Consider the following 25,272-nt stretch of genomic DNA (forward strand, 5'->3'; position numbering starts at 1 on the left):
AGAGTGCCGATTTTCGCTGCGGTGCACAACACTATTCGACCTCAATAGCGCCTATGAGCGTAACGATGTTGCGCCGATGCAACACTTCAGGAGATCAGTCGGGCCCAGCTGTGCCGACAAGATGAACGTCGCGGCGTGGATAGGGGATGATGATGCCATGGTCGCGGAACAGCAGCCAGAGCCGGTTCAGCACGTCGGAGCGGATACTGCCAACGCCGCTTTCGGGATCGTTGATCCAGACCAGTATATCATGCTCGATGCCGATTTCGCCGAATTTGGTCAGCCAGACGTTGGACTTGGGCATATCGAGCACGCGCGGACTTTCCGCCGTCGCGCGCAGCATCAGTTCCTGCGCGAGCGGCAGATCGCAATCATAGGCGACCGTCACCGGGATGCGGACGCGCACGTTACGGTCTGTATAGGACCAGTTCTCGACTGGCTTGGTCATCAGATCCTCGTTCGGGATCAAATGCTCCTTGCCGTCGCGCGTGATGATGCTGACCGCGCGCACGCCGATCTTGTTGACCCAGCCGACATCCTTGTCGGCGACGACGATGACGTCGCCCGGCTTGATCGAGCGATCGAGCAACAGGATGATCCCGGCGATCAGGTTACCGACCGTTTTCTGGAGGCCGAACCCCACAGCCAGGCCGAGCGCGCCGGAGAATACCGTCAGGCTGGTCAGGCTGATGTCGAGCAAGTCGATGCCGATGAAGAAAGCGAGCGTGATCGTCGCGATCCCGGCCAGCTTTTGCGCGAGCAATTTCTGCGTCGGGTCAAAGCTGCTGGTGCTGACGATGGCGTGACCGACCAGCCGGTTGACCAGGCGGATCGCCGCGAGCAGGCAGATCACGGTCACCAGTACGATGATCACTCGCAGCAACGAAAAGCGCCACGAGCCGAGATCGAAGCCGATCGAATCGAGTGTATTGTTGACCGGTGCAAGCCCGCCGATCGAATGGCTGAAGATCGCGACGAACAGGACGAGCGCGACGCTCCACGCCATCCAGCGCGCGAGGTTGAGGCCGCGCAGGATTTGCGCCGCCATCCGCGCCACCGCGGCGCCCAGGAAAAAGCCGATCAGCCCGGCCGCGAGCGGCGGCCATTGTCCAGCCGCTTGCAGGATCGACAGCAGCAGTGCCGCGGCGCCATGCCGGACCACCGAGGGCACGCGCGGGCCGATCCCCTCGGCATGATGGCCGAGTTGGCGTCGCCACAGCGCCTCGATCGGCGGGCCGAGCCAGCGGCCGGCCAATACGCCGAGCGCAAGCGCCGCGACGATCAAACCGAAGACGATCGCCAATTCGGTCGCCTCGCTGCCGCGCGGGACCGCCAGTCCCTGCGCGCTCAACCAGGCGATCGCGTCGTTCATTCCTGCGCCGCGCGGAACGCCGCGAACGCCTGATCGAGGTCGGCGATCAGGTCGGCTGGGTCCTCGATCCCGATATGGAGGCGGACCAGCGCCCCGCCATGATCGGGCACGCCAAGGGCACGGCGGGGATCGGCGGTGACCGCCAGGCTTTCGAAGCCACCCCAGCTGAAGCCGATGCCGAACAATCGCAGCGCGTCGATGAACGCGGCGCGGCTGGCTTCGGTGCCTCCTTTGAGCGCGAAGGCGAACAACCCGGACGATCCCTTGAAGTCGCGGATGAAGAATTCGTGTCCTGGGCAGCTCGGCAAGGCGGGGTGGAGTACGGTGGCAACCTCCGGCCGCTGCGCCAGCCAGCGTGCGATCTCGAGCGCGCCCGCCTCGTGCTGCTTCAACCGCACGGCCATGGTGCGCAGCCCGCGCGATCCCAGCCAGCAATCGTCGGGGCTGGCGACCTGGCCCAATTGATAGCTCAGATTGCGCAGCTTGGCGAAATAGCCGGGCGCCGCGGTCACCGATCCCAGCATCACGTCGGAATGGCCGACGACATATTTGGTGCAAGCGAGCACCGTCAGGTCGATCCCCTTTTCGATCGCCGGAAAGAGCAAGGGAGTCGCCCAGGTATTGTCGAGGATCGTGACGATGCCCCGTGCCTTGGCCGCGACGACGATCGCCGGGATATCCTGCACCTCGAAGGTCAGGCTGCCCGGGCTTTCGAGCAGGATCGCCTTGGTCTTGTCGGTGAACAGTTCGGCGATGCCGGCACCGATCAGCGGATCGTAATGCCGCGTCGTGATGCCCATCCGCTTGAGGAAGCCGGCGGCGAAATTGGTCGTCGGGTCATAAGCCGAATCGACCAGCAGCAATTCGTCGCCCGGATCGAGCACCGACAGCAACGCGGCCGTGACGGCGGCAACGCCCGAGCAATAGAGGAAGGTATCCTCGGCGCCGGGCTCGAGTTCGGTCAGCGCATCGGCCAGCGCCCATTGCGTCGGCGTCCCGCGCCTGCCGTAATAGAGCCGATGGCGGGTGTCGCCGCGCCCGGTTTCGCGCAGATGCTCGACCGAATCGTAGAGGATCGTCGATGCGCGCCACACTGGCGGATTGACGATCCCCTGCGTCCATTCCCTGCGCCGCCCTGCGGTCACCACGCGGGTAGGGGGCTTGTCGTTCTCATTACCGGCCATCCGCCCGTGCTAGGCCGGGAAGCACGCGCGGACAAGAATCGAGTGCCGATCCTAGGCGGCACCCATCGCCTTGGGGGTCGACATATCTGCTCCCCATTCGGACCAACTGCCGTCGTACAGCGCACCGTCATTGCCGAGCAGGTGGGCGCCGAACAGCAACACCGCAGCGGTGATGCCCGAACCGCAGGTCGTGACCAGCGGCTTCGACAGGTCGACCCCGGCGCGCTCGAACTCCGCCTTGAGCGCGTCGCCGGTCTTCCACGTGCCGTCATCGTTGAGCAGTTGTTTGTATGGCAGGTTCTTCGAGCCCGGGATGTGGCCGGCATGGGTCGCCGGGCGCGGATCGGGTTCCTCGCCGGTGAAACGCGGACCTGAGCGCGCGTCGAGCACCTGCTCCGCGCCGCTGTCGACATTGGCCTTCATCTGATCGAGCGTTCGGACCTGGCTGTCATCGGCCCAGACGGTGAAGTGGCGGTGGCGATGCTGCGGTTTGCCGCTTTCGACCGGGCGCCCCTCCGCCTGCCATTTGGCGAAGCCGCCATCGAGGATCGCGACGTCGTGCGCGCCGAACACGCGCAACATCCACCAGGCGCGTGCCGAGGTGTGGTAATGCGAATTGTCGTACAGCACGATGCGGCTGCCGTCGCCGAGCCCGAGCGATTGCATGCGGCTGGCGAATTTCTCGGGCGGGGGCAGCATCGTCGGCAGCGGGCTGTTGAGATCGGCGATCTCCGCGATATCGAAGAACGCCGCGCCCGGAATATGCGCCTTTTCGAACGCGGCCGCGGGATCGCCGTCCGGGCTGCCCGGCACCGAACCGAAATAGGTTGCGTCGACCACGCGAAGGTCGTTCGCTCCCAATTCGTTGGCCAGCCATTCGGTGGTCACCAGCGCGTCCATCATCGTCTCCTCTTACTGTCGATCAACACCAACTCGCCCGGGGAGGAAAGGGACGGCGTGATAATGTTAGCGCGGACCGGTGACGCCGTCGAGGTGGAGGAAAGGATGAATTCATTATCGCGCGGACCTCGCGCCGGCGTCCGCGGCGCGCGGGGTGACGCGCCGGGCACAGCCTCCTATATCCTCCGCCATGAACCCAAAGCATCTTGGCCAGGCGAGCAGCCTGCCCGCATCGCCCGAAGAGGCGGTGCTCGATTACGTCCCCAATCCGCGCCAGGGCCGACCCTATCTGGTCCGCTTCACCGCGCCCGAATTCACCTCGCTCTGCCCGGTGACCGGCCAGCCCGATTTCGCGCATCTGGTGATCGATTACGTGCCGGCGGAAACCATCGTCGAATCGAAGTCGCTCAAACTGTTCCTGAGCTCGTTCCGCAACCATGCCGCGTTCCATGAGGATTGCACGGTCGGAATCGGCGAACGGCTGACCGCCGAGATGAAGCCGCAATGGCTGCGGATCGGCGGCTATTGGTATCCGCGCGGCGGGATCCCGATCGACGTGTTCTGGCAATCGGGACCGGTACCGGATGGTCTGTGGCTGCCCGATCAAGGTGTGCCGACGTATCGTGGACGGGGCTGACCTACCCGGGTTTAACACAGGTCAACGCGAATCCTTTGTTGCAATGCAACATGAACGCAACCATATTCCTTTCAATCCGTTCAGGGAGGTGTGAGTCGGGCAACAATGCCCGGAAATTACTTGTGAAAGGGTCACAATGGCGACTTCGCCTCTTCTGCCCCGTACCAAACACGTCGCGCTGATTGGCAATTTCCTGCCGAGGCAATGCGGCATTGCGACATATACTACCGATACGTATCTGGCGCTCCAGGACCGCTTCCCCGACATCAAGGTCGACGTCTATGCGATGGACGACCGCCCAGAAGGGTACGATTATCCGCCGGAAGTCACCGGCTCGATCGCGCAGGAAGATCGCCTGGCCTATCTGAGCGCCGCGCGCGCGATCGAAGCGAGCGGTGCTCAGGCGGTTTGGATCCAACACGAATATGGCATCTTTGGCGGGCCGGCGGGCGAGCATCTGCTCGCGTTGCTCGACCGGCTGACCATTCCCGTGATCGTGACGCTGCACACGATCCTGGAAACCCCTAATGACGATCAGCGTCGGGTGATGGACGGCTTGCTCAAGCGCGCCGCACGGGTCGTCGTCATGGCCGATATCGGCCGCGACATTTTGATGCGCGTCTATGGCGCCGATCCGCGGACGATCATGATGATCCCGCACGGCGTGCCTGATCGTCCGCTGGTCGATCCCGACACCATGAAATCGCGTTTCGGCTGGGAAGGGCGCAAGGTGTTGCTGACCTTCGGTCTGCTGGCGCCGAACAAGGGGATCGAAAGCGTGATCTCCGCCATGCCCGAGGTGGTAGCAGCCAAGCCCGATGCGCTGTACGTCGTATTGGGCGCCACGCATCCCAATTTGGTCGCGCAGCAAGGCGAGGCCTATCGTGACCGGCTGAAGGCGCTTGCCGCCGAAAAGGGCGTCGCCGACCATGTCCGGTTCATCGACGGCTTTCTCGAGCATGACGAATTGCTCGACTATCTCCAGGCGACCGACCTCTACGTTACGCCCTATACCAACCCCGCGCAGATCACATCGGGAACCCTGTCCTACGCGGTCGGCGTGGGCAAGGCAGTGGTGTCGACGCCCTATATCCACGCGACCGAAATCCTGGCCGACGGCCACGGCGTGATCGTCGATTTCGGCGATGTCGAGGGCTTTGCACGCGAGATTTCGCGGCTGCTGGCCGACGATGCGGAGCGCGCCGAACTGATGCGGCGCGCTTATGCTCGCGGTCGTACGATGATCTGGCCGCGCCTTGTCGAGGCCGGCATGGCCGGGATCGACGCGATCGTCGCAGCGGCACCGCGACGGATCAGGAGCGCCAAGCCGCTGACCCCGCTCAAGCCGAGCATCGCCGCCGTCGAACGGATGAGCGACGCGACCGGCATGTTCCAGCACGCCGTCCTTTCGGTGCCGGACTTTCGCCACGGCTATTGTATCGACGACAACGTCCGAGCGCTGATGCTGATGACCGCGATCGACGATCTCGACGAGGACAGCCGCGACAAATGGATGACGACCTACGCAGCGTTCATTCAATATGCGTGGAACCCCGACAAAAGGCGTTTCCGCAATTTCATGAACTTCGATCGCACCTGGTGCGAGGACGCGGGGTCGGAAGATTCGAACGGCCGTACGATCTGGGCGCTGGGTGTCACTGCCAAGCGGGCGACGCTCGCCAAGCACCGCGATTGGGCGGCGCGTCTGTTCGACGAGACGGCGGGGATCGCGTTCGATCTGAGCAGCCCGCGATCGCAGGCATTCGCCATGCTGGGCGCTGCGGCGATGCTGAGCGCTCATCCCGGTCATGCGCGGTCGCGCACGATCCTGGAACGCTTCTCCGCCGATCTGGCCGATCTGCTCCAGGAAACGCGCCGGCCCGAATGGGAATGGTTCGAGATCGTTCTTGCCTACGACAACGCTCGCTTGCCCGAAGCGATGATCCGCGCCGGCATGGCACTCGAGCGCCAGGACCTGATCGAAACTGGCTTGCGTGCACTCGACTGGATCGTGGCCCAGCAGACCAGCCCCGAAGGCCGGTTCCGCGCCGTCGGCACCGAGAGTTTCGGGCGGCCTTATGAAGGGCCGTTGCCGTTCGATCAGCAACCGCTCGAAGCGCAAGCGACGATCGATGCGTGCGCAGCGGCGTTCAAGGCGACCGGCGACGTGCGCTGGGTCGAAGAGGCGAACCGGGCGTATCGCTGGTATCTGGGGCAGAACGACCTCGACCTGCCGCTGGCGACGGTGCAGGATGGCGGCTGTTTCGACGGCCTGATGCCGGGCGGTTTGAACCGGAATCAGGGCGCCGAGTCGATTTTAGCACTGCAATTGGCCTCTTGCGCGATTTCCGCACTTGGAAAGGCAGCCGGAACCGTGGCAGGGACGGGTCGCGCCGTCGCGTAGCAACGACACGCGGCGCCGCTTGGATCAAGGTTGCAAGCGGGATGGCCGTTGCTCGACATATTTCATCACAGCCTCAGGCTGCACGCCGACCCGTCGCGAGTCGTCGTTCGTCCATTCCACATCGGCTGGTCCCCCGTTGGTGGCGGGACCAGCCGGACCGATCGGCTGGTCCGGGCGGTTCTGGCGATGTCGGCGCAGGAAACGCGCGACGAGCTTGAGGTCGTGCTCAAGGATTTCGAGGCGCGTCACTGGCAGACGCGCCGCGTGTTCATGACGCGCTATGACGAGATCGAGGATTTGCTCGGGCTCGACGGGCGCGACATAGGCGACGAGAAACGCCAGCTGATCGGCGCGTATTTCTGCCACGAATATTCCTACGCCGCGGCGGCGCTGATGAACCCCAGCGCGGTGCCGCATTTCGACCAGACCGGCATGCCCAAGGGATCGATGCGCATCCTGATGTCGCTGCGCTCGGTGGGTGAGGGGCACATTTCGTCGGTTGCCTTCCGCGAAGGCATCATCACCTCCGACAACCAGCTCAAGCTCGCCCCCGAACCGCCCTTCGCGACGGCGGCGGACGTCCATGGCAGCGACGAGGAGCATGTGCCGTCCGGACCGGTGACGGTCCACCGTCATCGCGATTCGACTTTGTCGGGCACGGTGATTTTCCCGATCACCGACGCGCAATCGAAGGGGCTGGAGGACCTCCGCCTGGTCCAGTTCCGCCACGACGATGGCGAAGTCGAATGGCTCGGCACCTATACGGCCTATAACGGATCGCAGATCCAGTCGGAGCTGTTGCGCACCCGCGACTTCCGCGCCTTCGACCTGGTGCCGATGACCGGACCCGCGGCGCGCAACAAGGGCATAGCTCTGTTCCCGCGCAAAGTCGGCGGTCGGTATTTGGCGATCGGACGACAGGATGGCGAGAATCTCTTCCTGCTCGATTCGGATCGGCTGACGCATTGGGAGGAAGGCGCGCGCCTGCTCGAGCCGCGTTATCCGTGGGAACTGGTCCAGATCGGCAATTGCGGCCCGCCGATCGAGCTCGACGAGGGCTGGCTGTTGCTGACCCATGGCGTCGGCGCGATGCGTAAATATTCGGTCGGCGCAGTGCTGCTCGACAAGGACGATCCGTCGAAGGTGATCGGGCGCACCGTCGAACCGATCCTGGCCGCCAAGGATCAGGACCGCGAGGGGTACGTGCCCAACGTCGTCTATTCGTGCGGCGCGATCCGCCATGGCGACAGCTTGTTCCTGCCGTACGGCGTGGCTGACAGCTCGGTCGCGTTCGCCTTCGTGCCGATCAAGGCGCTGGTCGCGACGCTGGTGTGACTACTCCCCTCCCGCTTGCGGGAGGGGCTGGGGGAGGGCCCTGGGTCGGAGAAGCATCTCGCCGATGCAACAAGCCCTCCCCTAACCCCTCCCGCAAGCGGGAGGGGAATAGCCCGATCAGCGCACCATGTTTTTCGTGCGGCTGTAGAGCCAGGCGATCGATCCGAAGAAGACCAGCAAGGCGGCGAGCTCGGCCCATTGGGCATAGCTCACGCCCATGATCCCGGCCGGGATCTCGCCGCCGCGCGCCGCGACGAAGAACGCGAAGCCGACGCCCCACAGGCTTTCGCCGACGATCAGGCCGGTCGCCGCCAGCGTGCCCATCCGCTCGGCGAAATCGGGATTGGCGGTGCGCTGCGCCCAGCGATCGTAGAAATGCCCGATCAGCGCGCCGACCGGGATCAGCAGGGTCAGCGCCATCGGCAGGTAGATGCCCATGCCGACGCCGAGCGGCGGCAAGCGCATCTTGCCCATCTTGCCGAGCGTCTCGTCGATCGCGATCACGATCACACCGATCAATGCGCCCGTCCCGATCAGCCACCAGTCGATGCCCGAGCCGAGAATGCCTTGCGCCAGCGCCGCGATCAGCGATGCCTGGGGGGCCTGCAGCGCGTTGGGACCAGCGCCGGGCATGCCGACGAAGCCGAACGTGTTCTTGAGCAGATCGAGCACAATCGGGATGACCAATGAGCCGAAGATCACTCCGAACACCAGAGCGACCTGTTGCTTCCATGGGGTCGCGCCGACCAGCTGCCCGGTCTTGAGGTCCTGGAGATTGTCGTTGGAGATCGTCGCCACCGAAAACACGATGCCAGTGGTGAACAAAGCATAAGCGATCAACGCGCTGGCGCGGTGCGGATCGGTCTGGTGTCCGAAAAAGGCGAGCAGGAGCAGCGACGCCCCGACCGCGGCGAGGATGCCGACGCCCGACACGGGGCTGTTCGACGCGCCGATCAGGCCGGCCATATAGCCGCAGACCGATGCGATCACGACCGCGACCAGCGCGATGTAGATCACGGTGCCGCCGATCACGGCAACGGCATGTTCGCGGATCGGGCCGCCGGCGGAGAACTCCCACAGCAAGACGGCGATCAACGGCAGCATCAGCAGGATCGTGCCGCCGACGATCGAGATTGGCAGGTCGCGCTCGGTCAATTCGAGCACTTCGCCCTGGCCGCGCGCTTTGGCTGCCGCCATCGCCGACCGGATGCCGCCGATGATCGGGCCCAGGATCTTGAACAAGGTCCAGATCGCCGCGACGCCGATCGTGCCGGCGCCGACGAAGCGGACCTTGTTGCGGAAGATGTCGGTGACGATCGCGTCGGTCGCGCCGGGAACATGCGCGCTGAGCCATGGCACCAGCCCGACCCAGGCGATCAGCATGCCGAAGAACATCGCCGCGCCGACAGACAACCCGACCAGATGGCCGACGCCGATCAACGCCATCGAGAAACTGGTCGAAACGCCGCTGACGCTTGGCCCGATGCGAAAATTCTTGGCGGCGTCCGCGGCAACTACCTTGAGCGTCGCGAGCAACTGGAACCCCGCCGAAATCAGCGAAGCGATCACGATGATCCGCAGCCCCTTGGCGTTCTCCTCACCGCCATCGGTGCTGGTGCCGACCTTGAGCACCTCGGCCGCCGCGACCCCTTCGGGATAGGGCAGGTCGGACCCGGTCACCAGCGCGCGCCGCAAGGGGACCGAGAACATCACCCCCATGATGCCGCCGGTCGCACACACCGCGACCGTCGTCCAATAGGGAAAGCCTTGCCACCAGCCGACCAGGATCAGCCCGGGCAGCACGAAGATGATCGCCGATAAAGTCCCTGCCGCCGACGCGATCGTCTGGACGATGTTGTTCTCGACGATATTGCTGCCCGGCAGCATCCGCAGGATCGCCATCGAGATCACCGCCGCGGGGATCGACGTGGCGAAGGTCAGCCCGACCTTCAGCCCGAGATAGACGTTGGCCGCTGTGAACAGGATGGTGATGATGCCGCCCAGGATCACGCCGCGAATGGTAAGCTCGGCGATCGGGCGGGTGGTGGCGGTGGTCATGCGCAAAACCCGGTTTAGTGTTCAAGGTGCCGGGGCGGCATGACCGTTGTGCGTTGGACTGTGTGTCGCCGCGCTGAACGGAAAATCGCCCCGGTTGTCTGTCCGGAACGTGGCACATTATTGCGGCTTTAGGACAGAAGATTCTGCGCCGGTAGCGAGGCCGTGGTGTAGTCGCTGTGCAACGACCAGCCGAGCGATGTGTAGAGCTCGCGGCCGGCCGGCGTCGCGCAGAGCATCGCGTCTTTAATGCCCGATTGCCGTGCCTCGGCCGCCAGCGCGCGCATGATCGCGCTGCCCAGGCCGCGGCGCTGATAGTGATCGGCGGTGCGGATGCGGTCGAATACGATCAGGTCATCGACCGCTACGATTCGGCCGCGCGCGGCTTCTTCACCGGCAGCGCCTAAGATATGCGCAAACGTAATGGAGTCGCTGCATGTGATGCGTAATTTGAATTCCGCGGGAAAGGCTGGCGGCCGGTCGAGCATGACCGACAAAGGTGCGGTCATCATATAGCCGGGCGTGGCGATCTCCCAGTCATGGGGCAATAGCGGGCGGACAGCGTCGGCCGGCGCGCAGATCTTGAGGTAAAGCAACGAACGGCCGATGCTCGCGGCAAGCGGACGGATTGCATCGGCGTCGAGCTGCGCGAAGATGTAGCGGCCGATCTGGTCGGGCTGATCGACATGGATATAGAGACCGCCGTGGCGCGCCACCGGCATCGCCGCGCCGCGCGAAATCGCCCAGGCATCCGCCCAGCGGGCGATCAGGTCGGGATCGGCAACGAGCATCGCTCAGTACGGACCTTCAGTCGGTCTTGGGGATCAGGCCATATTCGACGTTGAGGTCGAGCAGGCGATGGCCATGGATCGATCTCGCCTCGATATCGACCACCACGACCAGGAAGATGTCGGGCCGGTCGGTCTCGATGATGATCTGGTCATAGCGGCCGCGCGCGTCCTGATAGACGCGATCGACATCGTCGAAACTCTCCACGCCGAGCGACTTGGGGTCGAGCGCATCGACATAAGCCCAGATGTCGATGTCGAGATCGGAATCCTCGTCGTCGGTGACGTCGGGCATCGGCTCGTCGAAGCACGCGGCGAATTCGGCCGCGCTCAATTCGCGCGGCGTGGTCAATCGAACCCGTTCTCAAGGAAGCGTTCGGCATAGGCGCAATGCATCGCGATGCCCTTGGCCATGACCGATTCCTCGATCGTCATCTTGGTATTGTGGAGCGGCGGGTTCTTGGCGGGCTCGGAACCCTCGGGCGCGACACCGATGAACGCCATCGCGCCGGGCACTTCGCGCAGGACATAACTGAAATCCTCGCCGCCCATGATCGGCGCCGGCATCGGCTGCCACTGGCCGGGCTCGAGGTCCTCGGAAATCTGCTTGAGCAGCGACACCGCGCGCGGATCGCACATCGTCACCGGATAGCCGTCGTCGATCCGCACATCGGCGGTGCAGCCATGCGCGATGGCGATATTCTCGGCGATGCGTTTCAACCCTTCGCGCGCCTTTTCGCGCGTCTTCTGGCTGAGCGTACGCAGCGTGCCGATCATCTGCACTTCGTCGGGGATGATGTTGTAGGCACTGCCCGCCTCGATCTTGGTGATCGACAGTACGGCGGGGTCGGTCGCCGGAATCTGGCGCGCGATGAACACCGACAAAGCGGTGACGATCTCGGCCGCGACTGGAATCGGGTCCATCGCATCATGCGGCATGGCGGCATGGCCACCAGCGCCGCGGATGGTGAAATTGAGCGCGTCGGTCGAGGCGAGCAGGGCACCCGGGCGCGTCTGGATCGCACCGGCGCGCGCGTTGGGATAGATGTGGAGTGCGAAGGCGCTGTCGGGGCGCTCGATATCGAGCAGCCCGTCCTCGATCATGAAGCGCGCGCCGTGATGGCCTTCCTCGCCCGGCTGGAACATGAAGACGACGGTGCCGGGCAGGCTGTCCTTGCGCGCGGAAAGGGCACGTGCGGCGCCGACCAGCATCGAGCAGTGGCTGTCATGGCCGCAGGCATGCATCGCATTGGGCACCTGGCTGGCGAAATCGAGCCCGGTCTCCTCGGGCATCGGCAGCGCGTCCATATCGCCGCGCAACAACACGGTGCGGCCATTGTCGCCGCCGCCGCGCAGGATCGCGATGAAGCCGGTGGTCGAGGTCGATTCGTGGATTTCGAGCGGCAATCCGTCGAGCGCGGCGCGCAGCTTCGCAGTGGTGCGCGGACATTGGTTGCCGATTTCGGGATCGGCATGGATTGCGCGTCGCAGTGCCACCACGTCGGCGAGTTCTGCCTCGCCGGCGGCAATCCAGTCGGTGGAGAAGTCATTCATCGCTATCGTCCTCGAGTCTCGATCGCACGCTAGACCAATTCATCAGCAGAGGCATCATGCAGCAGCCAGCGCCTCGCGTACGCGGCGGCCGATATTGCTGGCGAGCCCGGGCATCGCCGCTAGGTCTTGCAATTCGGGCACGGTCGCGCCGCCGCGATTGACGATCGTCACCAGCCGCGGAAACCCGAAGCCGGGATTGGGTCGCTCGGCGAGCACGATCTCGTCGCCCGGCGCGATCGATCCTTCGCGCAGGACGCGATAATACCAGCCCGAATGTCCGGTCCTCACCATATGCCTGCCTAGCCTTGGCTCGCCGAGCGCCAGCGCGAGTTTGAAACAGGGTTGGCGCGGCTGGCAGACCTGGAGCAGTGCGCCGCCGATCGCATGAACGTCGCCGACGCAGAGGTCGTCCTCGATCATGCCGTCGACGGTCAGATTCTCTCCCATCGCGCCGGCGACGAAGCGCGGCGCGAGATCGGGAAAGGCGACCGCCCAATCGGGGTAGCGCGTGGACGCATAAGCGTAGACCGCCTTCTCGGGGCCGCCATGGACCGACAGATCGGCCTGATGATCGCCATCCAGCCCGAGCGCGGCGGCCGTGATCGGGCCCGATACCGCGCTCTTGATGAACCCGCTCGCCACGCGGTCGGGACCGAGCGGCGCGATCTGTCCAACCTGAATCGAGGCAATGCGCACCGTCACCGGCCCTTGTCGCCCGCACCGATGAAAATCGTGCTCATGTCACCCATGCAAAAACTCCCTCGTCCCGGCTGAGGGACGAGGGAGGTTTAACTGGCAAGCCCCGGGGCTGCCAAGCTTCGAGGCGATCGATCAGTTCCCCTTGAGCTTGATCGCGATATATTGGCTGCCCTGGCGCGCGCGGGTCATGTAGAGGAGCAATGTCGTCTTGCCCGCCGTCTTCGCCGCGCGGATCTGCGCGTCAAATTCGGTTGGTGTGCGCACCGGCACCCGATTGATCGACGAGATAATGTCGCCGCGCTGCAGGCCCTTGGCCGCCGCGTCGCTCGACATGTCGACCCCGGTGACGACCACGCCGCTGACCTGGCCCGGATTGACGCCGAGCGTATTGGCGATCTGCGGGGTGAGCGCGGTCACCTGCACGCCGAGCAGATTGACGCCGGCATGGAGTTCGGGCGCACCGTTGCCGGGCGTGCCGTCGCCATCATCGTCGCCGTCATTGCCGCCGGTGATCGAATTGGCGAGCTCTTCTTCGCTCGGGCGGTTGCCGACGATCGCGGTGACCGTCATTGGTTTACCGTCGCGGATGACGCTCAGCTTGGCGGCGCCACCCGGCGCGACGTTCGCGACCAGATAAGGAAGCGTCTGTTCGGGATTCACTTCCTGGCCATTGACCGCGACGATCACGTCGCCCTGTTTCAGCCCCGCTTTCTCTCCAGGCCCGCCCGGCTCGACGCGGTTGACCAGTTCGCCACGATCCTTGGGCAGGCCGAGCGTGCCGGCGATATCCTCGTCGATCGGCTGGCGGCCGATGCCGAGATAACCGCGCTGCACCTTGCCGCCCTTGATCATCGTGTCGATGATCGGCTTGGCCGAGGCGGCGGGGATGGCGAAGCCGATGCCGACCGATCCTTCCGACGGCGAATAGATTTGCGAGTTGATGCCGATCACGTTGCCGTTCAGGTCGAACATCGGGCCGCCCGAATTGCCCTTGTTGATCGCCGCATCGGTTTGGATGAAGCGGTCATAGGCGCCGCCCTGGCCGGTGACGCGGTTGAGCGCCGAGACGATGCCGGCGGTGACGGTGCCGCCCAAGCCGAACGGCTCGCCGATCGCGATCACCCAGTCGCCGACCCGCGCCTTGGTCGAATCGCCGAATTTCACGTACGGAAGATTGGTCGCGTCGACCTTCAGCACCGCGAGGTCGGAGGCGGTGTCGCTGCCGATCACTTTCGCCACATATTCCTTGCGGTTGAACAAGGTGACGGTGATCGATTCGATCTTGCCCTTGGCCGCGGCGGTGATGACGTGCGCGTTGGTGACGATATAGCCGTCGGGCGAAACGATGAAGCCCGACCCCAGGCTCTGCCCCTCGCGCGTGATCGGCTGGCCGTCATCCTGGCCCTGCTGGCCGAGCAACCCCCCGAACAAGTCGCCGAACGGATTGCCGCCCGACGAGACCTGCACCTTCTGCTTGGTGGAGATATTGACCACGGCTGGCTGCAGCTTGGCGACCATGTCGGCGAAGCTCATCGGCGCGCCGGCCTTGGGCGCTGCGGCGGAGATGGTGCCCGGCTCGTTCTGCGCGTTCTGCGCATAGGAAGGCGACAACACGGTCGTAGCGGCGCCCCCGAGCAGCAGGGCGGTAGTAATGGCGTAGGCGTAGCGCACTTGGGTGAATCCTCTTCGTCTCGATATGCCCCAGTTGGACTGTTCTTGCCCACCGGAGCCTGAACGGCGATTGAATATGAACGAACTGCAAGGAACGTGATTGGTCAAACCCGCCACGTTCCGATCGGTTCAGAACATCACTTTCCGTTGCCTTCGAATTCCTTCAGGTACGAATTGTCGGGCGTCAGGATCAGGTTGGTCGATCCCGGCGGCAGCTTGCCGTTGGAATCGGGCCCGAACGTGACTCGATAGGACTGCATCGCACGATAGAAGTCGTAGAAAGCAGGATCCTTGTTGAACGCTTCGGCGTAGATCTTCGCTGCCTGCGCATCGGCCTGGGCGCGGATGATCGCCGCATCGCGCTGACCTTCCGAGCGGATCGTCTGCGCCTGTTGTTCGCGCGTATTCTTCATCCGGTCGAGCGCCGATTGCAGCGGCGATCCTTCCGGATAATCGGCGTGCTTGATGCGGACGTCGATGATCTGGACGCCATAATTGCGCGCGTAACGCTGCAGTGCGATCTGGATATTGTCCATCAACTGGCCGCGTTCGGGACTCAGCAGCGCGTTGAAATCGACCTTGCCGAGTTCGGAGCGCAAGGCAGAGGCGAACAACGGCGTCAGCTGGGCGCGGACACGATCCTCGGTGCCCGAGGTCAGGCCCATCGACTGCACCAAACGCAGCGGATCGACGATCCGGAAGCGCGCGAAAGCGTCTACCTCGAGCCGTTGCTGGTCGGTTGACAGCACCGGCTGGTTGTCGAGATCGAGATCGAGCACGCGCTTGTCGATCCAGATCAGGCGATCGACCAGCGGAATGCGCGCCATCAGCCCCGCGCCGGTTTGGCCGAGCGCTTCGCCGGGCTTCCAGCGATTGACCGTGCCGATCGGATTTTCGAACTGGACGACGACGACCTGCTTGGTTTCGGGAACGATCGCGACCGTGCTGGCGAGCAGGATCACCGCGAGCAAGGCGACGACGCCGAGTGTGATCGGGTTACGCAACCAAGTCATCAGCGTGCCTCCGCTTGCGGGGCGTCGGGCAATTTCCTGATATTCCCGGGCACTGGCAGGAACGGCGCGATGTTGCGCGGCTCGATGATCGTCTTGTCGTTCTTGGACAGAATGGCTTCCATCGTCTCGTAATACATGCGGCGGCGCGTCACTTCGGGCGCGACCTTGTATTGCTCATAAACGCTGTTGAACGCGGCCGCCTGGCCTTGGGCGATCGCCACCACCTGTAGCGCATAGCCGCGCGCCTGGGTGACGTTCGACTGCCGCTCATTCTGCGCGGCGGTGACGTTCTTGAAGGCGTCGTTCACTTGCGCCGGCGCGGCGGCATTGTTGAGCGCGACGTTCACGATACGGATGCCCGACTGATAATCGTCGAGGATTTGCTGCATGGTGAGCGCGACCTGGGTCTGGATCGACAATTTGCCCGCCCCGAGCACGTCGTCGAGCGTCGAATTGGCGATCGCCGCGCGCACCGCGGTTTCCGCGGTGGCCTTCACGGCGTCATCGGGCTTGTCGAGCTCGAACACATATTTCTGCGGGTCGATGATGTTCCACTGCACCGAATAGCTGAGATCGACCAGATTGCCGTCGCGGGTCAGCACCAGATTGGGGCCGCCGCCGCCATTGTCGCTGTCGGGGAATTGAAAGGTCTGGATGCCCATGACGTTGATCGTCCGAACCGAGGCGATCGGCGCGGGCAGCGTCCAGTTATAGCCCGGGCCGATCGTGCCCGAATAGCGGCCGAAATAGGTCACCACGCCGCGCTCCTGCGGCCCGATCACGTGCAAGCTGGTGAACGCGATCCACAACACGACCAGTAAGCCGACGCCCGCCAGCCACAAGGATCGCCCATTGCCGCCACCGGGGAGGCGGAAATTACCGCCGCCACCGCCGCCGCCGCCACGGGCGCGCTTCAGCAAATCTTCGATGCCGCTGGCCGCGCGTGGGCCGCGAGCGCGCGATCCCGGCGCCTGCGCCCAGGGATTGCGCGGGCCGGCGTCGCCGCCGCCATTGCCGTCGCCGCTCCCGCCATCGGAATCGCCGCCGCCACCACCTCCCCAGGGGCTTTTCGGCTTGTCGGACATGGTTTCGGAAAGGCGGCGCCGCCACGGCAAGGCAATCGTCATATCCGTCTTTATAGGTGCCGCTGCGCGGAAAAACAGTGGCAAGCGGCGGTTGCGGCCCTATCTGGCGCGCATGGACGAAAAGATGGGGTTGGCGGCACGCGTCGCAGAAGTGGCGGGCAACCGCGCGACAGTGAGGCTGGATGGCGATCGCGCGAGCGTGATTCTCGACGTTACCGGGTTGGAATCGGAGGCGCGCGAGGCGCTAGAGGCGGCGGTGCATGCCGCTGCCGTGGCCGGTCCCGAGGCGCGCGAGGTGCGCATCGCGATGACCAGCGAGCGTGTCGGCCGCAAGCTGATCGCGGTGGCCAGCGGCAAGGGCGGAGTCGGCAAATCGACTGTCGCCGCCAATCTGGCGATCGCGCTGGCCAGGGCCGGACGCAAGGTCGGGCTGGTCGATGCCGATATCTATGGACCCTCGCAACCGACCCTGATGGGGGTCGAGGGGATCAAGCCCCGGGCGCGTGAGAAGACCATGATCCCGGTGCCGACCGCATTCGGCGTGCCGATCCTGTCGATGGGCCAGTTGGTCGCGCCCGGTCAGGCCATTGCCTGGCGCGGTCCGATGGCAGCCAGTGCGCTGGGGCAATTGATCGAGGGCGATTGGGGCGCCGCCGACACCCTTGTGGTTGATATGCCGCCAGGTACCGGCGACGTGCAGCTGACGATGATCCAGAAATACAAGCCGGCGGGCGTGGTGATCGTCTCGACGCCGCAGGATCTGGCGCTGATCGATGCGCGCCGCGCCGCCGATCTGTTCGGCAAGGCCGGCGTGCCGGTGATCGGCGTGATCGAGAATATGGCGGGCTATCGCTGTCCGCATTGCGGCGAATATTCCGATCCGTTCGGACAGGGCGGCGCGGAGGCCGCGGCGACGGAGATGGGTGTTCCGTTCCTCGGGCGCGTGCCGCTCGAGATGGCGATCCGGATCGCCTCAGACGCGGGCACACCGCCGGCTGCCGGGAACGGGCCAGAAGGCGCAGCGTTCGGAGAGATAGCCGGGAAAGTGAACGACTGGCTTTCCGCCGGTCGTTAGCCGAATGAATTTGGGAGACGGACATGCCGCTCAGCGCTGACCAGGATATCCGCGAGTTGCTGACCAACGCCCGCACGATCGCGATGGTTGGCGCGTCGGACCGGCCCGATCGCCCGAGCTATGGCGTGATGGCGATGCTGCAGCGGCACGGCTATCGTGTGATCCCGGTCAATCCGCAGATCACCGGCGAGCATGTTCATGGCGAGTACGTTTTCCACGACCTCGCCCAGATCGGCGTGCCGATCGACATCGTCGACATCTTCCGTCGGCCACAAGCGGCGGGTGAAGCGGTCGATGCGGCGATCGCCTCGGGCGCGAAGGCGGTGTGGATGCAATTGGGCGTCATCAACGAGGACGCCGCGGCGCGTGCCGAAGCGGCTGGGCTGAAGGTGGTGATGGATCGCTGTCCGGCGATCGAAATTCCCCGGCTGGGCGTGCCGCGCATCGTCGCCTGACGCGAAACCGCCGCAATCGTAGGTCATTACGGATCCGTCGTAACATCGGCGGAGTCGGATCATGCTGTGGTGGCTGGTGATGATGCAGGCGGCCCCGCAGCTCGATACGGCGATGGAGCGCTACCGCGCCGCAACCCGGGCCACGATCGACTGCCATGACAACCAGCCCGACGACATCGTTATCTGCGGGCGGCGCGAGGCTGATCGCTATCGCGCGCCGTTGACGGTGATCGACCCCAATGACCCCAGGCATGAAGGCGTCCCGGCCGAGCGCGAGCGGATGCTCGCCAGGACCAATAATTGCCAGGAAAAGTCGACCTTTCTCGTTGGTTGCGGCGCGGCCGGGGTATCGGTCAGCACGCGATCCGGCGTGTCGTTGATGGGTGAGCGACCGATCGCCCCGTAAACACGTTGGATTGCAGAAGAAATAGGGCCGAGCCGGGCGCACCCTCTGGCGCAGCGGAACGTCTTGTGGCCTCATGTGTTGGCATTTGGGGTGGTCGAGACAGGGGTCGTCCGATGCTCACGCCGTTATTGTTCGTCATGTTGGGCGCCGCGGCGCACAACCCGCCGTTGAAGCTGAATTTCACGCTCAAGCCACCGGCGCCGCCGTCGCGATGTGTGGGCGTATGCGCCGATCGATATCGACTGCCGGCGTCGAGCGAGGATACGCAGTCGCTCAAGGATCGTGCGCTTGCCGATGACGGCAGGAAATGCGACGTGATCGGTGCGATGCGCTGCCTCAGCAAGCGCCGCACCTTGTTGCGATCGAGCCAGGATCCGATCGATACCTTGCGGGCAAGTTTCCTGCCGCGTTAACGCCGGGTTCGAGCGGTACATTGCTCGCGGGAGGGATCTTTATGCCCGGATTGCTATTGTCTCTGGCGCTGCAGGCTGCGGTGGCGCCCGCCACCGTGCCACCCCAAACACCTGCCACCGACACGCCGGAGCGATTCTCGATCCTGGTCCCTGTCGCCAACGAGCCATGCGTCCGCCATGTCGATGGCAAGGACATCGTCGTGTGCGGCAATCCGCTGCCCTCGCAAACATTGCCCTATCCCGAAGAGATAACGCCCGACGGGCCGGTGCCGTCCAATCCGTATAAGAGCGGCACCGGCGCGTTGGCCGCCCAAGGCACGCCCTGTCCGATCAGCCGAAGCTGCGTCGTCGGATTCGGTCCGCCGCTCGTGCCGATGATCAAGGGGGCGGCGGACCTTGCCAAAAAGGCGTTCGCGAAGAAGCCCGACAAAACCGGCCGCGTCGCGATTCCGTTCGACGACACGCCGCCGTCGACCGAGGGGAAACTGCTGCCCTGAGGGAGAAGGCTCCCGAAGGATCAGCCGAGGATGTGCATCCAGAGCGGCTCGCCGGCCAGGCTTTGCGACCCGCGCAGCTTTTCGAGCGCCTGGGCCACCGCGCGTTCGGGTCCCTCATGCGTGACGATCGCGACGAGCACGCTGCCGTCGGCGCTGACACCGCGCTGCATCAGGCTCTCGATCGAGACACCGGCGTCGCGCATCGCCGCGGCGATCTCCGCCAGCACGCCGACCCGATCGGCGACCATGAAGCGGAGATAGGCGCGGCCGCGGCGCTCGCCGCTATCGGCGGCAGGCAATGCGGTGAGCTGGGCGGCGGGCATCGCGTAAGGCGGCCCGAATTCGTCGCGGGCGATGTCGATCAGGTCGGCGACCACCGCCGATGCGGTCGGGCCGTCGCCCGCGCCGGCACCCTGGAACAGCAATCGGCCAACAAAATTGCCTTCCGCGACGACCGCGTTGAGCGCGCCGGAAACATGTGCAAGCGGGTGGCTGAGCGGGACGAGATGCGCGTGGACGCGCTGGAACAACCCCTTCGACCCGGCTTCCGCGATGCCGACCAGGCGGATGCGATAGCCGAGGGTCGCGGCTTCGGCGATATCGGCGGCGAGGACGTGGCGAATCCCGCCGGTCGCGACATCGGCGAAAGCGGGGCGCGTGCCGAACGCCAGGCTGGCGAGGATCGACAGCTTGTGCGACGCATCGACGCCGTCGATGTCGAAGCTGGGATCGGCTTCTGCAAACCCCAAAGCCTGCGCCTCGGCCAGCACGTCGGCGAAGTCGCGTCCTTCGGCTTCCATCTTGGTCAGGATGAAATTGCAGGTGCCGTTGAGGATGCCGTAGACCCGGCTGATCTCATTGGCCGCGGCGCCTTCGCGCAGGCCCTTGATGACCGGAACGCCGCCGGCCACCGCTGCCTCGAACTTGAGCGGGGCATTGGCTGCTTCGGCCGCTTCGGCGAGTTCGAGCCCGTGATGCGCCATCATCGCCTTGTTGGCGGTGACGAGTCCCTTGCCGCCGGCCAGCGTGGCGCGCGCCAGCGTCAGTGCCGGGCCATCCGATCCGCCAATTAGCTCGACCACCACATCGGCGTCGTCGCGATGCGCCAGCGCCGCGGTGTCGTCGACCCAGTCGAACCGTTCGATATCGACCCCGCGGTCTTTGGCCCGATCCCTGGCGGACACCGCGACGATCTCGATCGGCCGGCCCGCGCGCCGCGCGATGAGCTCGCCATTGACGTCGAGGAGTTTGATCACGCCGGCACCGACGGTGCCAAGGCCTGCGAGCGCAACGCGGAGCGGGGAGATCGAAGTCATCGCTGTCCCGCGTAGAGGAACTTTGCCGCTCGCCGCAAGCGTTCGCAGCGAAGCGGATCGGTCGAAAAAGTGGTGAGCGCCCTAGATGCGCGTTCCGGCGATGCCCAGCGCGTTGGCCAAAGCGGCGCGGCGCAGCACCACGCTGGACGGACCGGGTACGCGCGATCCGGCCAGGCACCCGGCGAAGACCGGATCGAGCCGGCGCGCGGCGGCGAGCGACAGATCGGAGCCGAGCGGCGCGCGGACAAAGGTCAGCGCGGTGTTACGGTCGCGCTGGACCACGCAACGCCCCACCGTCGACCACAAGCGCAGCAGGCCGGTCGGGTTCGGCACCGTCCGCTCCACGCGCGCGACGTCGTCGCGTTCGCCGGCGAACAGATCGACCGCCGGTCGTGCCATCGCTCCTGGTAACAACCAGGTTGCGCCAGCCAGCAGACCCGCCGCCACGATAAAACGCTGCATCGCCCCCATGCCCCTCATTTCAAACTATCGCCCTAGTTTGACGCCTAGCGCGTCGGCAAGTGCTGCGCGACGAAGCGCCTTATCGTTCGGATCGGTGATTCCGCTATCCGCCAGGCAGCGAGCGAAGGCCGGCTCGAGCCGAGCCCGGGCGAGACTGGCCCCGCGGCCCCCGCCGACCCACGTCAAACTCGCTTCGCGGTCCTCTGCGCTGACGCACTGGCCCACCGCATTCCATCGTACCATCTGTGCGATTTGCTTCTGATTTGGCGGGGGCATGTAGCGAAGGCTCGTTTCCGCGCCGCTCCGAAACGCTCCTTGCCCGGTATAACTGGTATAGGGTGCCTGGAAGCCGGATTGGTTGCGTGGTGTTCGTTGAGCATGGGCCACTGGAATGGCGGTCAGTGCGGCGACAAGCGCGCCGACAATCAAGGTTTCGCGATACACGATACTTTCCCTTGCTGAACTTCCTCTTGCTGCAGAAATAGTCTTAGCACGAAACGATCAGGCTTTCACGAGGCCAATTTCGACCAGCCGTTCGTGCAGATAATCGTGCGCGGTGATCGGCGTCGGATAGCGGTTCGGATTGTCCGCGCTGATGCAGCTCGGCAGCGTCTCGATCAGGAATTCCGGATTGGGATGGAGGAAGAACGGCATCGAATAGCGCGAGAAACCGCGGCGTTCGGGCGGCGGGTTGACGACCCGGTGTGTGGTCGACGGCAGCACGTTGTTGGTCAGCCGCTGCAGCATGTCGCCGACATTGACCACCATCGCGCCTTCGGGTGGGCGGATCGCCAGCCACTTGCCGTCGCGGTCGAGCAGTTCGAGCCCGGCTTCCTCGGCGCCGAGCAACAAGGTGATCAGGTTGATGTCCTCGTGTGCGCCGGCGCGCACGCCCTCGGCATCGGCCGGGATCGGCGGGTAATGGAGCAGCCGCAGGATCGAATTGCCGTGATCGACGACGGTCTCGAAATAATCGGGCGATAGTTTCAAATGCCGCGCAATCGCCGAGAGCAGACGGAGACCGGCGCGGTCGAAGGCATTCCACAGGTCGGTCAGCGCTTCCTGGAAATCGCCCGGGCGCGACGGCCAGACATTAGGCATCATCGTCGCGGCGGCGGGATGGCCCTCTGGCAAGTTGCGCCCGACATGCCAGAATTCCTTGAGATCGACGTGCTTGGCGTCCTTGGCGATCTCGGTCTTGAACGGCGTATAGCCGCGCTGTCCGCCCCAGGCCTTGTCGTAATAGCCGTGCTTTTCGTCCTCGGGCAGCGCGAAGAATTGCTCGGTCAGGCTCCAGGCGCGCTGGATCAGCGGCAGCGGGATGCCGTGGTCGGCGACGATCGCGAAACCGAACCGTTCGAACGACCCGCCAAACGCGGCGGCAAAGGCGGCGGGATCGCGCGCTTCGTCGGCGAGGCTGAGGGCGGGGACCTGGGCAGAGGGGGTGTCTAGCATTTTCTATTGTCCGGAATTCTCGAAAGCGGGGATGATAGACCCTCGCCATTCATCCGTCACCCCTGCCGCCCGCCCGTCACCCCAGCGAAAGCTGGGGTCTTAAGAGGCTTTAGGTACGCTTGCGGCATGAGACCCCAGCTTTCGCTGCGGTGACGGGGTATTATCCACCCATATCGATCGTGCCGCTCGACTTGGTCGCGCCCTGGTCGCTCAGCTTGAGCGCGAACGGCTTGCCGTCGTCGGTCTTGCCGGTCAGGCCGGCGCCATCGGCGGACAGGGTGAAACCCGCTTTGCCCAGCCGTTCCTTGAGCCAGTCGCGCACCGTCGCGGCACTGGCCGGGCTAGTGAAGGCGACGCGGACCTTGCCGGAATCCTTGCCATTGTCCTTGCCGTCGTCGCCGCCATTGACGTTGATCGAGCTGATCGTCGAGCCGGGATAGAGATGCACCCCGTTCATCTCGAAATTGCTCGCGTCGACCGAGAATTTGGGCAGCTTCAGATCGGCCTTAAAGCCGTTGGTGTCGATCTTGAGGTTGCCCGAACTGTCGATGCCGCCGGACACGGCGCCGTCCGAACTGTTGCCGCTGAAGCTGATCGAGGTGCTGTTGCCGTCATGGTCGCCACAGGCGGCGAGCGCCAACGCGGCGGCGGCGAGAGGTGTCAAACGAAGCATGGCGGGCTCCCATAGTGCATTATATCTATAATACACTCGGGCGCCCGCCACAACAAGTCCAACGCGTCAGCCGTTCATCAATTTGTCCATTGTCTTCTGATGGAGCCAGATGTTCATCGTCGCGGTGTCGCTCTGATCACCGGTATAGCCGAGCTCGGTCGCGAGCTGCTTGCGCGCGTCGAGGCTCGAATCCTGGCCGATCGCCTTCATCAGGTCGACGATCGATTCCTTGTAGTTGAGCGGTTCGCCACGCGCCTCGGCGTGCTTTTCGAGCACCGCATAGATCTGATCCTCGCTCAGGGTTGCCGGCGGGGGAGGCGGGGGTGGAGGAGGCGCCGCTGCCTCGGCAGGAGCTGGGGCCGGCGCGGGCGCCGGTGCGGCCGAGCCGAAAATGGCGTCCTTGATCGTACCGAAGATGCTCATGCGATTCTCCTCACGTTTCCACCCCCGAAGGACAGTGGCTTAGGACCTGTACCCGCGACCGGCAATGGCCGTGATCGGTCCGGTGGCGGCACCCTATTCCGCTTGCGTGACAAAATTTTTTCGGGGCTGATTTGTTCGCCCGGCTGGGGCATGGGGGCGGGATGCCGCAGCCTGGAGATCCTTCTCGCGCCGAATCCTCGTCGCCGATCCACTTCGTGGAGTTCGTCGCGCTGATCGCGGCGCTGATGGCGCTGGGCGCGCTCGGCATCGACACCATGTTGCCTGCGCTGCCGGAGATCGGTCAAAACCTGAATGTCTCGGCCCACGATTTGCCGCTGGTGATCGTGATGTTCTCGGGCGGGTTCGGCGCAGCGCAGTTGGTCCACGGTCCGCTCGCCGATCGCTATGGCCGGCGGCCGGTGCTGGTCGGCTCGATGGTGCTCTACATCCTGATGAATCTGGTCTGCGCGATGGCGAAGAGCTTCGACCTGCTGCTGATTTCGCGCGTGTGCGCCGGGGTAGCGATTGCGTCGACGCGCGTGGTGACGATCGCACTGATCCGCGATTGCTATTCCGGCCGTGCGATGGCGCGGGTCAGTAGCCTGGCAGTGATGACCTTCATGATCTTCCCGATCATCGCCCCGAGCATCGGCCAGTCGATAGTGAATCTGGGAGGATCGTGGCGGCTGATCTTCAACATGATCGCGATTGCCAGCGCGGTGGTGGCGGCATGGTTCATTTTCCGCATGCCCGAAACGCTTCCGGTCGAGCGCCGCGTGCCGCTTGAGGCGAAGCTGCTTTTAGGCAATTGGAAACGCACGCTGCAGGACCGGCTGTCGGTGGGCTACGCCGCCGCGGTGATCGGGCTGCAGGGTGCGCTGTTCGGTTACATCACGTCGATCCAGCCGATCGTCGATAAGGTGTTCCACCAGGGCAATCGGCTGGGGCTGATCTTCGCCGCCTGCGCGGTGACGATGGCCTGCGGCAATCTGCTCAATTCGCGGATCGTCATGTGGCTCGGCATGCGGCGCATCTCGCACGGCGCGATGGTCGTGCTGATCGTGACGGCGTCGACCAGCCTGGTGATCAGCCATCTCGGCCTGGAGAATCTGTGGACCTTCGTCGCGCTCCAGGCGGTGACGATGGCGTGTTTCGGCCTCGCCGCGTCGAACTGCTCCGCGATGGCGATGATGAACATGGGCGAGATCGCGGGCACCGCGTCGAGCCTGCAGGGATTCGTCGTCACCACCGGTGGCGCCGCGATCGGTGGGCTGATCGGCATGGCGTTCGACGGCACTACCACGCCGCTGCACCTTGGCTTCCTGGCGGCGGGAGTGGTAGCATTGGTGCTGGCGGCAATCGTCGAGCGCGGTCGCCTGTTTCGCCCCGCTTAGTATAGC

At 64.7% G+C, this 25,272-nt stretch carries 25 protein-coding genes; 9 read left to right on the forward strand and 16 right to left on the reverse strand.

The window, feature by feature from the left end:
- Nucleotides 1–94: 94 nt before the first annotated feature.
- Genes AC1DQQ_RS03015 through sseA form a run of 3 tightly spaced genes read right to left on the reverse strand, consistent with a single transcriptional unit; the run spans nucleotide 95 to nucleotide 3,456 of the window.
- Entirely contained in the window at nucleotides 95–1,372 is a 1,278-nt protein-coding gene (locus tag AC1DQQ_RS03015; protein ID WP_478040388.1) for a mechanosensitive ion channel family protein, read from the reverse strand.
- The gene (gene metC, locus AC1DQQ_RS03020; protein ID WP_478040389.1) at nucleotides 1,369–2,556 is read right to left on the reverse strand and encodes a cystathionine beta-lyase; all 1,188 of its coding nucleotides are present in this window, start codon (nucleotides 2,554–2,556) and stop codon (nucleotides 1,369–1,371) included. Before metC ends, AC1DQQ_RS03015 begins: the two co-directional genes overlap by 4 nt.
- A gap of 51 nt (nucleotides 2,557–2,607) precedes the next feature.
- On the reverse strand, nucleotides 2,608–3,456 hold the full coding sequence (gene sseA, locus AC1DQQ_RS03025) for a 3-mercaptopyruvate sulfurtransferase (protein ID WP_478044514.1): 849 nt from the start codon (nucleotides 3,454–3,456) through the stop codon (nucleotides 2,608–2,610).
- A gap of 190 nt (nucleotides 3,457–3,646) precedes the next feature.
- Here sseA and queF point away from each other — a divergent pair, with 190 nt between their 5' ends.
- The 3 genes from queF to AC1DQQ_RS03040 all read left to right on the forward strand — a co-directional run bounded on the left by queF (nucleotide 3,647) and on the right by AC1DQQ_RS03040 (nucleotide 7,832).
- Nucleotides 3,647–4,093, forward strand: a complete 447-nt coding sequence (queF, locus tag AC1DQQ_RS03030) for a preQ(1) synthase (protein WP_478028292.1) — start codon at nucleotides 3,647–3,649, stop codon at nucleotides 4,091–4,093.
- 136 nt (nucleotides 4,094–4,229) lie between these two features.
- Nucleotides 4,230–6,497 (forward strand): glycosyltransferase family 4 protein, encoded by a 2,268-nt coding sequence (locus AC1DQQ_RS03035; protein WP_478040390.1) that lies wholly within the window; start codon nucleotides 4,230–4,232, stop codon nucleotides 6,495–6,497.
- Between the two features lie 48 nt (nucleotides 6,498–6,545).
- Nucleotides 6,546–7,832: a glycoside hydrolase family 130 protein gene (locus tag AC1DQQ_RS03040; RefSeq protein WP_478044211.1), complete on the forward strand. Its 1,287-nt coding sequence runs from the start codon at nucleotides 6,546–6,548 to the stop codon at nucleotides 7,830–7,832.
- A 117-nt stretch (nucleotides 7,833–7,949) separates the two neighbouring features.
- Here the strand turns inward: AC1DQQ_RS03040 and AC1DQQ_RS03045 are convergent, their stop codons facing one another.
- From AC1DQQ_RS03045 to hflK, 8 genes are all read right to left on the reverse strand, one after another.
- Nucleotides 7,950–9,890: an OPT family oligopeptide transporter gene (locus AC1DQQ_RS03045; protein ID WP_478044212.1), complete on the reverse strand. Its 1,941-nt coding sequence runs from the start codon at nucleotides 9,888–9,890 to the stop codon at nucleotides 7,950–7,952.
- A gap of 128 nt (nucleotides 9,891–10,018) precedes the next feature.
- Nucleotides 10,019–10,678: a GNAT family N-acetyltransferase gene (locus AC1DQQ_RS03050; protein ID WP_478028300.1), complete on the reverse strand. Its 660-nt coding sequence runs from the start codon at nucleotides 10,676–10,678 to the stop codon at nucleotides 10,019–10,021.
- A gap of 16 nt (nucleotides 10,679–10,694) precedes the next feature.
- On the reverse strand, nucleotides 10,695–11,027 hold the full coding sequence (locus tag AC1DQQ_RS03055) for a hypothetical protein (protein ID WP_478044213.1): 333 nt from the start codon (nucleotides 11,025–11,027) through the stop codon (nucleotides 10,695–10,697).
- Nucleotides 11,024–12,229 carry a M20 metallopeptidase family protein gene (locus AC1DQQ_RS03060; protein ID WP_066808366.1) on the reverse strand — a complete coding sequence of 402 codons (1,206 nt, stop codon included), beginning with the start codon at nucleotides 12,227–12,229 and terminating at the stop codon, nucleotides 11,024–11,026. The genes AC1DQQ_RS03055 and AC1DQQ_RS03060 overlap by 4 nt, the downstream gene beginning before the upstream one ends.
- Before the next feature lie 54 nt (nucleotides 12,230–12,283).
- A complete protein-coding gene (locus AC1DQQ_RS03065; RefSeq protein ID WP_478040393.1) occupies nucleotides 12,284–12,925 on the reverse strand; it encodes an MOSC domain-containing protein in 642 nt (213 codons plus the stop codon).
- 135 nt (nucleotides 12,926–13,060) lie between these two features.
- On the reverse strand, nucleotides 13,061–14,599 hold the full coding sequence (locus tag AC1DQQ_RS03070; protein ID WP_478040394.1) for a Do family serine endopeptidase: 1,539 nt from the start codon (nucleotides 14,597–14,599) through the stop codon (nucleotides 13,061–13,063).
- A gap of 137 nt (nucleotides 14,600–14,736) precedes the next feature.
- Nucleotides 14,737–15,612, reverse strand: a complete 876-nt coding sequence (gene hflC, locus AC1DQQ_RS03075; RefSeq protein WP_478028308.1) for a protease modulator HflC — start codon at nucleotides 15,610–15,612, stop codon at nucleotides 14,737–14,739.
- Nucleotides 15,612–16,739: a protease modulator HflK gene (hflK, locus tag AC1DQQ_RS03080; RefSeq protein ID WP_478040395.1), complete on the reverse strand. Its 1,128-nt coding sequence runs from the start codon at nucleotides 16,737–16,739 to the stop codon at nucleotides 15,612–15,614. Before hflK ends, hflC begins: the two co-directional genes overlap by 1 nt.
- A 70-nt stretch (nucleotides 16,740–16,809) precedes the next feature.
- Between hflK and AC1DQQ_RS03085 the strand changes: the two genes are divergently transcribed.
- From AC1DQQ_RS03085 to AC1DQQ_RS03105, 5 genes are all read left to right on the forward strand, one after another.
- Nucleotides 16,810–17,772, forward strand: a complete 963-nt coding sequence (locus AC1DQQ_RS03085) for an Mrp/NBP35 family ATP-binding protein (RefSeq protein ID WP_478044515.1) — start codon at nucleotides 16,810–16,812, stop codon at nucleotides 17,770–17,772.
- A gap of 23 nt (nucleotides 17,773–17,795) precedes the next feature.
- Nucleotides 17,796–18,227, forward strand: coding sequence for a CoA-binding protein (locus tag AC1DQQ_RS03090; RefSeq protein WP_478040397.1), 432 nt, complete (start codon nucleotides 17,796–17,798; stop codon nucleotides 18,225–18,227).
- 61 nt (nucleotides 18,228–18,288) lie between these two features.
- Nucleotides 18,289–18,633, forward strand: coding sequence for a hypothetical protein (locus AC1DQQ_RS03095; protein ID WP_066813276.1), 345 nt, complete (start codon nucleotides 18,289–18,291; stop codon nucleotides 18,631–18,633).
- A 113-nt stretch (nucleotides 18,634–18,746) separates the two neighbouring features.
- Nucleotides 18,747–19,046: a hypothetical protein gene (locus AC1DQQ_RS03100; RefSeq protein WP_478040398.1), complete on the forward strand. Its 300-nt coding sequence runs from the start codon at nucleotides 18,747–18,749 to the stop codon at nucleotides 19,044–19,046.
- Between the two features lie 41 nt (nucleotides 19,047–19,087).
- Nucleotides 19,088–19,543, forward strand: a complete 456-nt coding sequence (locus AC1DQQ_RS03105) for a hypothetical protein (protein WP_478040399.1) — start codon at nucleotides 19,088–19,090, stop codon at nucleotides 19,541–19,543.
- Between the two features lie 20 nt (nucleotides 19,544–19,563).
- On the opposite strand, the gene AC1DQQ_RS03110 is transcribed toward AC1DQQ_RS03105, so the two are convergent.
- The 5 genes from AC1DQQ_RS03110 to AC1DQQ_RS03130 all read right to left on the reverse strand — a co-directional run bounded on the left by AC1DQQ_RS03110 (nucleotide 19,564) and on the right by AC1DQQ_RS03130 (nucleotide 23,872).
- Nucleotides 19,564–20,859 carry a homoserine dehydrogenase gene (locus tag AC1DQQ_RS03110; protein WP_478040400.1) on the reverse strand — a complete coding sequence of 432 codons (1,296 nt, stop codon included), beginning with the start codon at nucleotides 20,857–20,859 and terminating at the stop codon, nucleotides 19,564–19,566.
- 81 nt (nucleotides 20,860–20,940) lie between these two features.
- Nucleotides 20,941–21,321 (reverse strand): hypothetical protein, encoded by a 381-nt coding sequence (locus tag AC1DQQ_RS03115; RefSeq protein WP_478040401.1) that lies wholly within the window; start codon nucleotides 21,319–21,321, stop codon nucleotides 20,941–20,943.
- Between the two features lie 501 nt (nucleotides 21,322–21,822).
- A complete protein-coding gene (locus AC1DQQ_RS03120; protein WP_478040402.1) occupies nucleotides 21,823–22,776 on the reverse strand; it encodes an isopenicillin N synthase family dioxygenase in 954 nt (317 codons plus the stop codon).
- A 160-nt stretch (nucleotides 22,777–22,936) separates the two neighbouring features.
- Nucleotides 22,937–23,449 carry a hypothetical protein gene (locus AC1DQQ_RS03125; protein WP_478040403.1) on the reverse strand — a complete coding sequence of 171 codons (513 nt, stop codon included), beginning with the start codon at nucleotides 23,447–23,449 and terminating at the stop codon, nucleotides 22,937–22,939.
- Between the two features lie 66 nt (nucleotides 23,450–23,515).
- The gene (locus tag AC1DQQ_RS03130) at nucleotides 23,516–23,872 is read right to left on the reverse strand and encodes a DUF3597 domain-containing protein (RefSeq protein WP_478040404.1); all 357 of its coding nucleotides are present in this window, start codon (nucleotides 23,870–23,872) and stop codon (nucleotides 23,516–23,518) included.
- A gap of 161 nt (nucleotides 23,873–24,033) precedes the next feature.
- Here AC1DQQ_RS03130 and AC1DQQ_RS03135 point away from each other — a divergent pair, with 161 nt between their 5' ends.
- Nucleotides 24,034–25,266, forward strand: coding sequence for a multidrug effflux MFS transporter (locus AC1DQQ_RS03135; protein ID WP_478028328.1), 1,233 nt, complete (start codon nucleotides 24,034–24,036; stop codon nucleotides 25,264–25,266).
- The last annotated feature ends 6 nt before the right edge of the window (nucleotides 25,267–25,272 follow it).

It is taken from the genome of Sphingomonas sp. P4_G3, assembly GCF_056401105.1.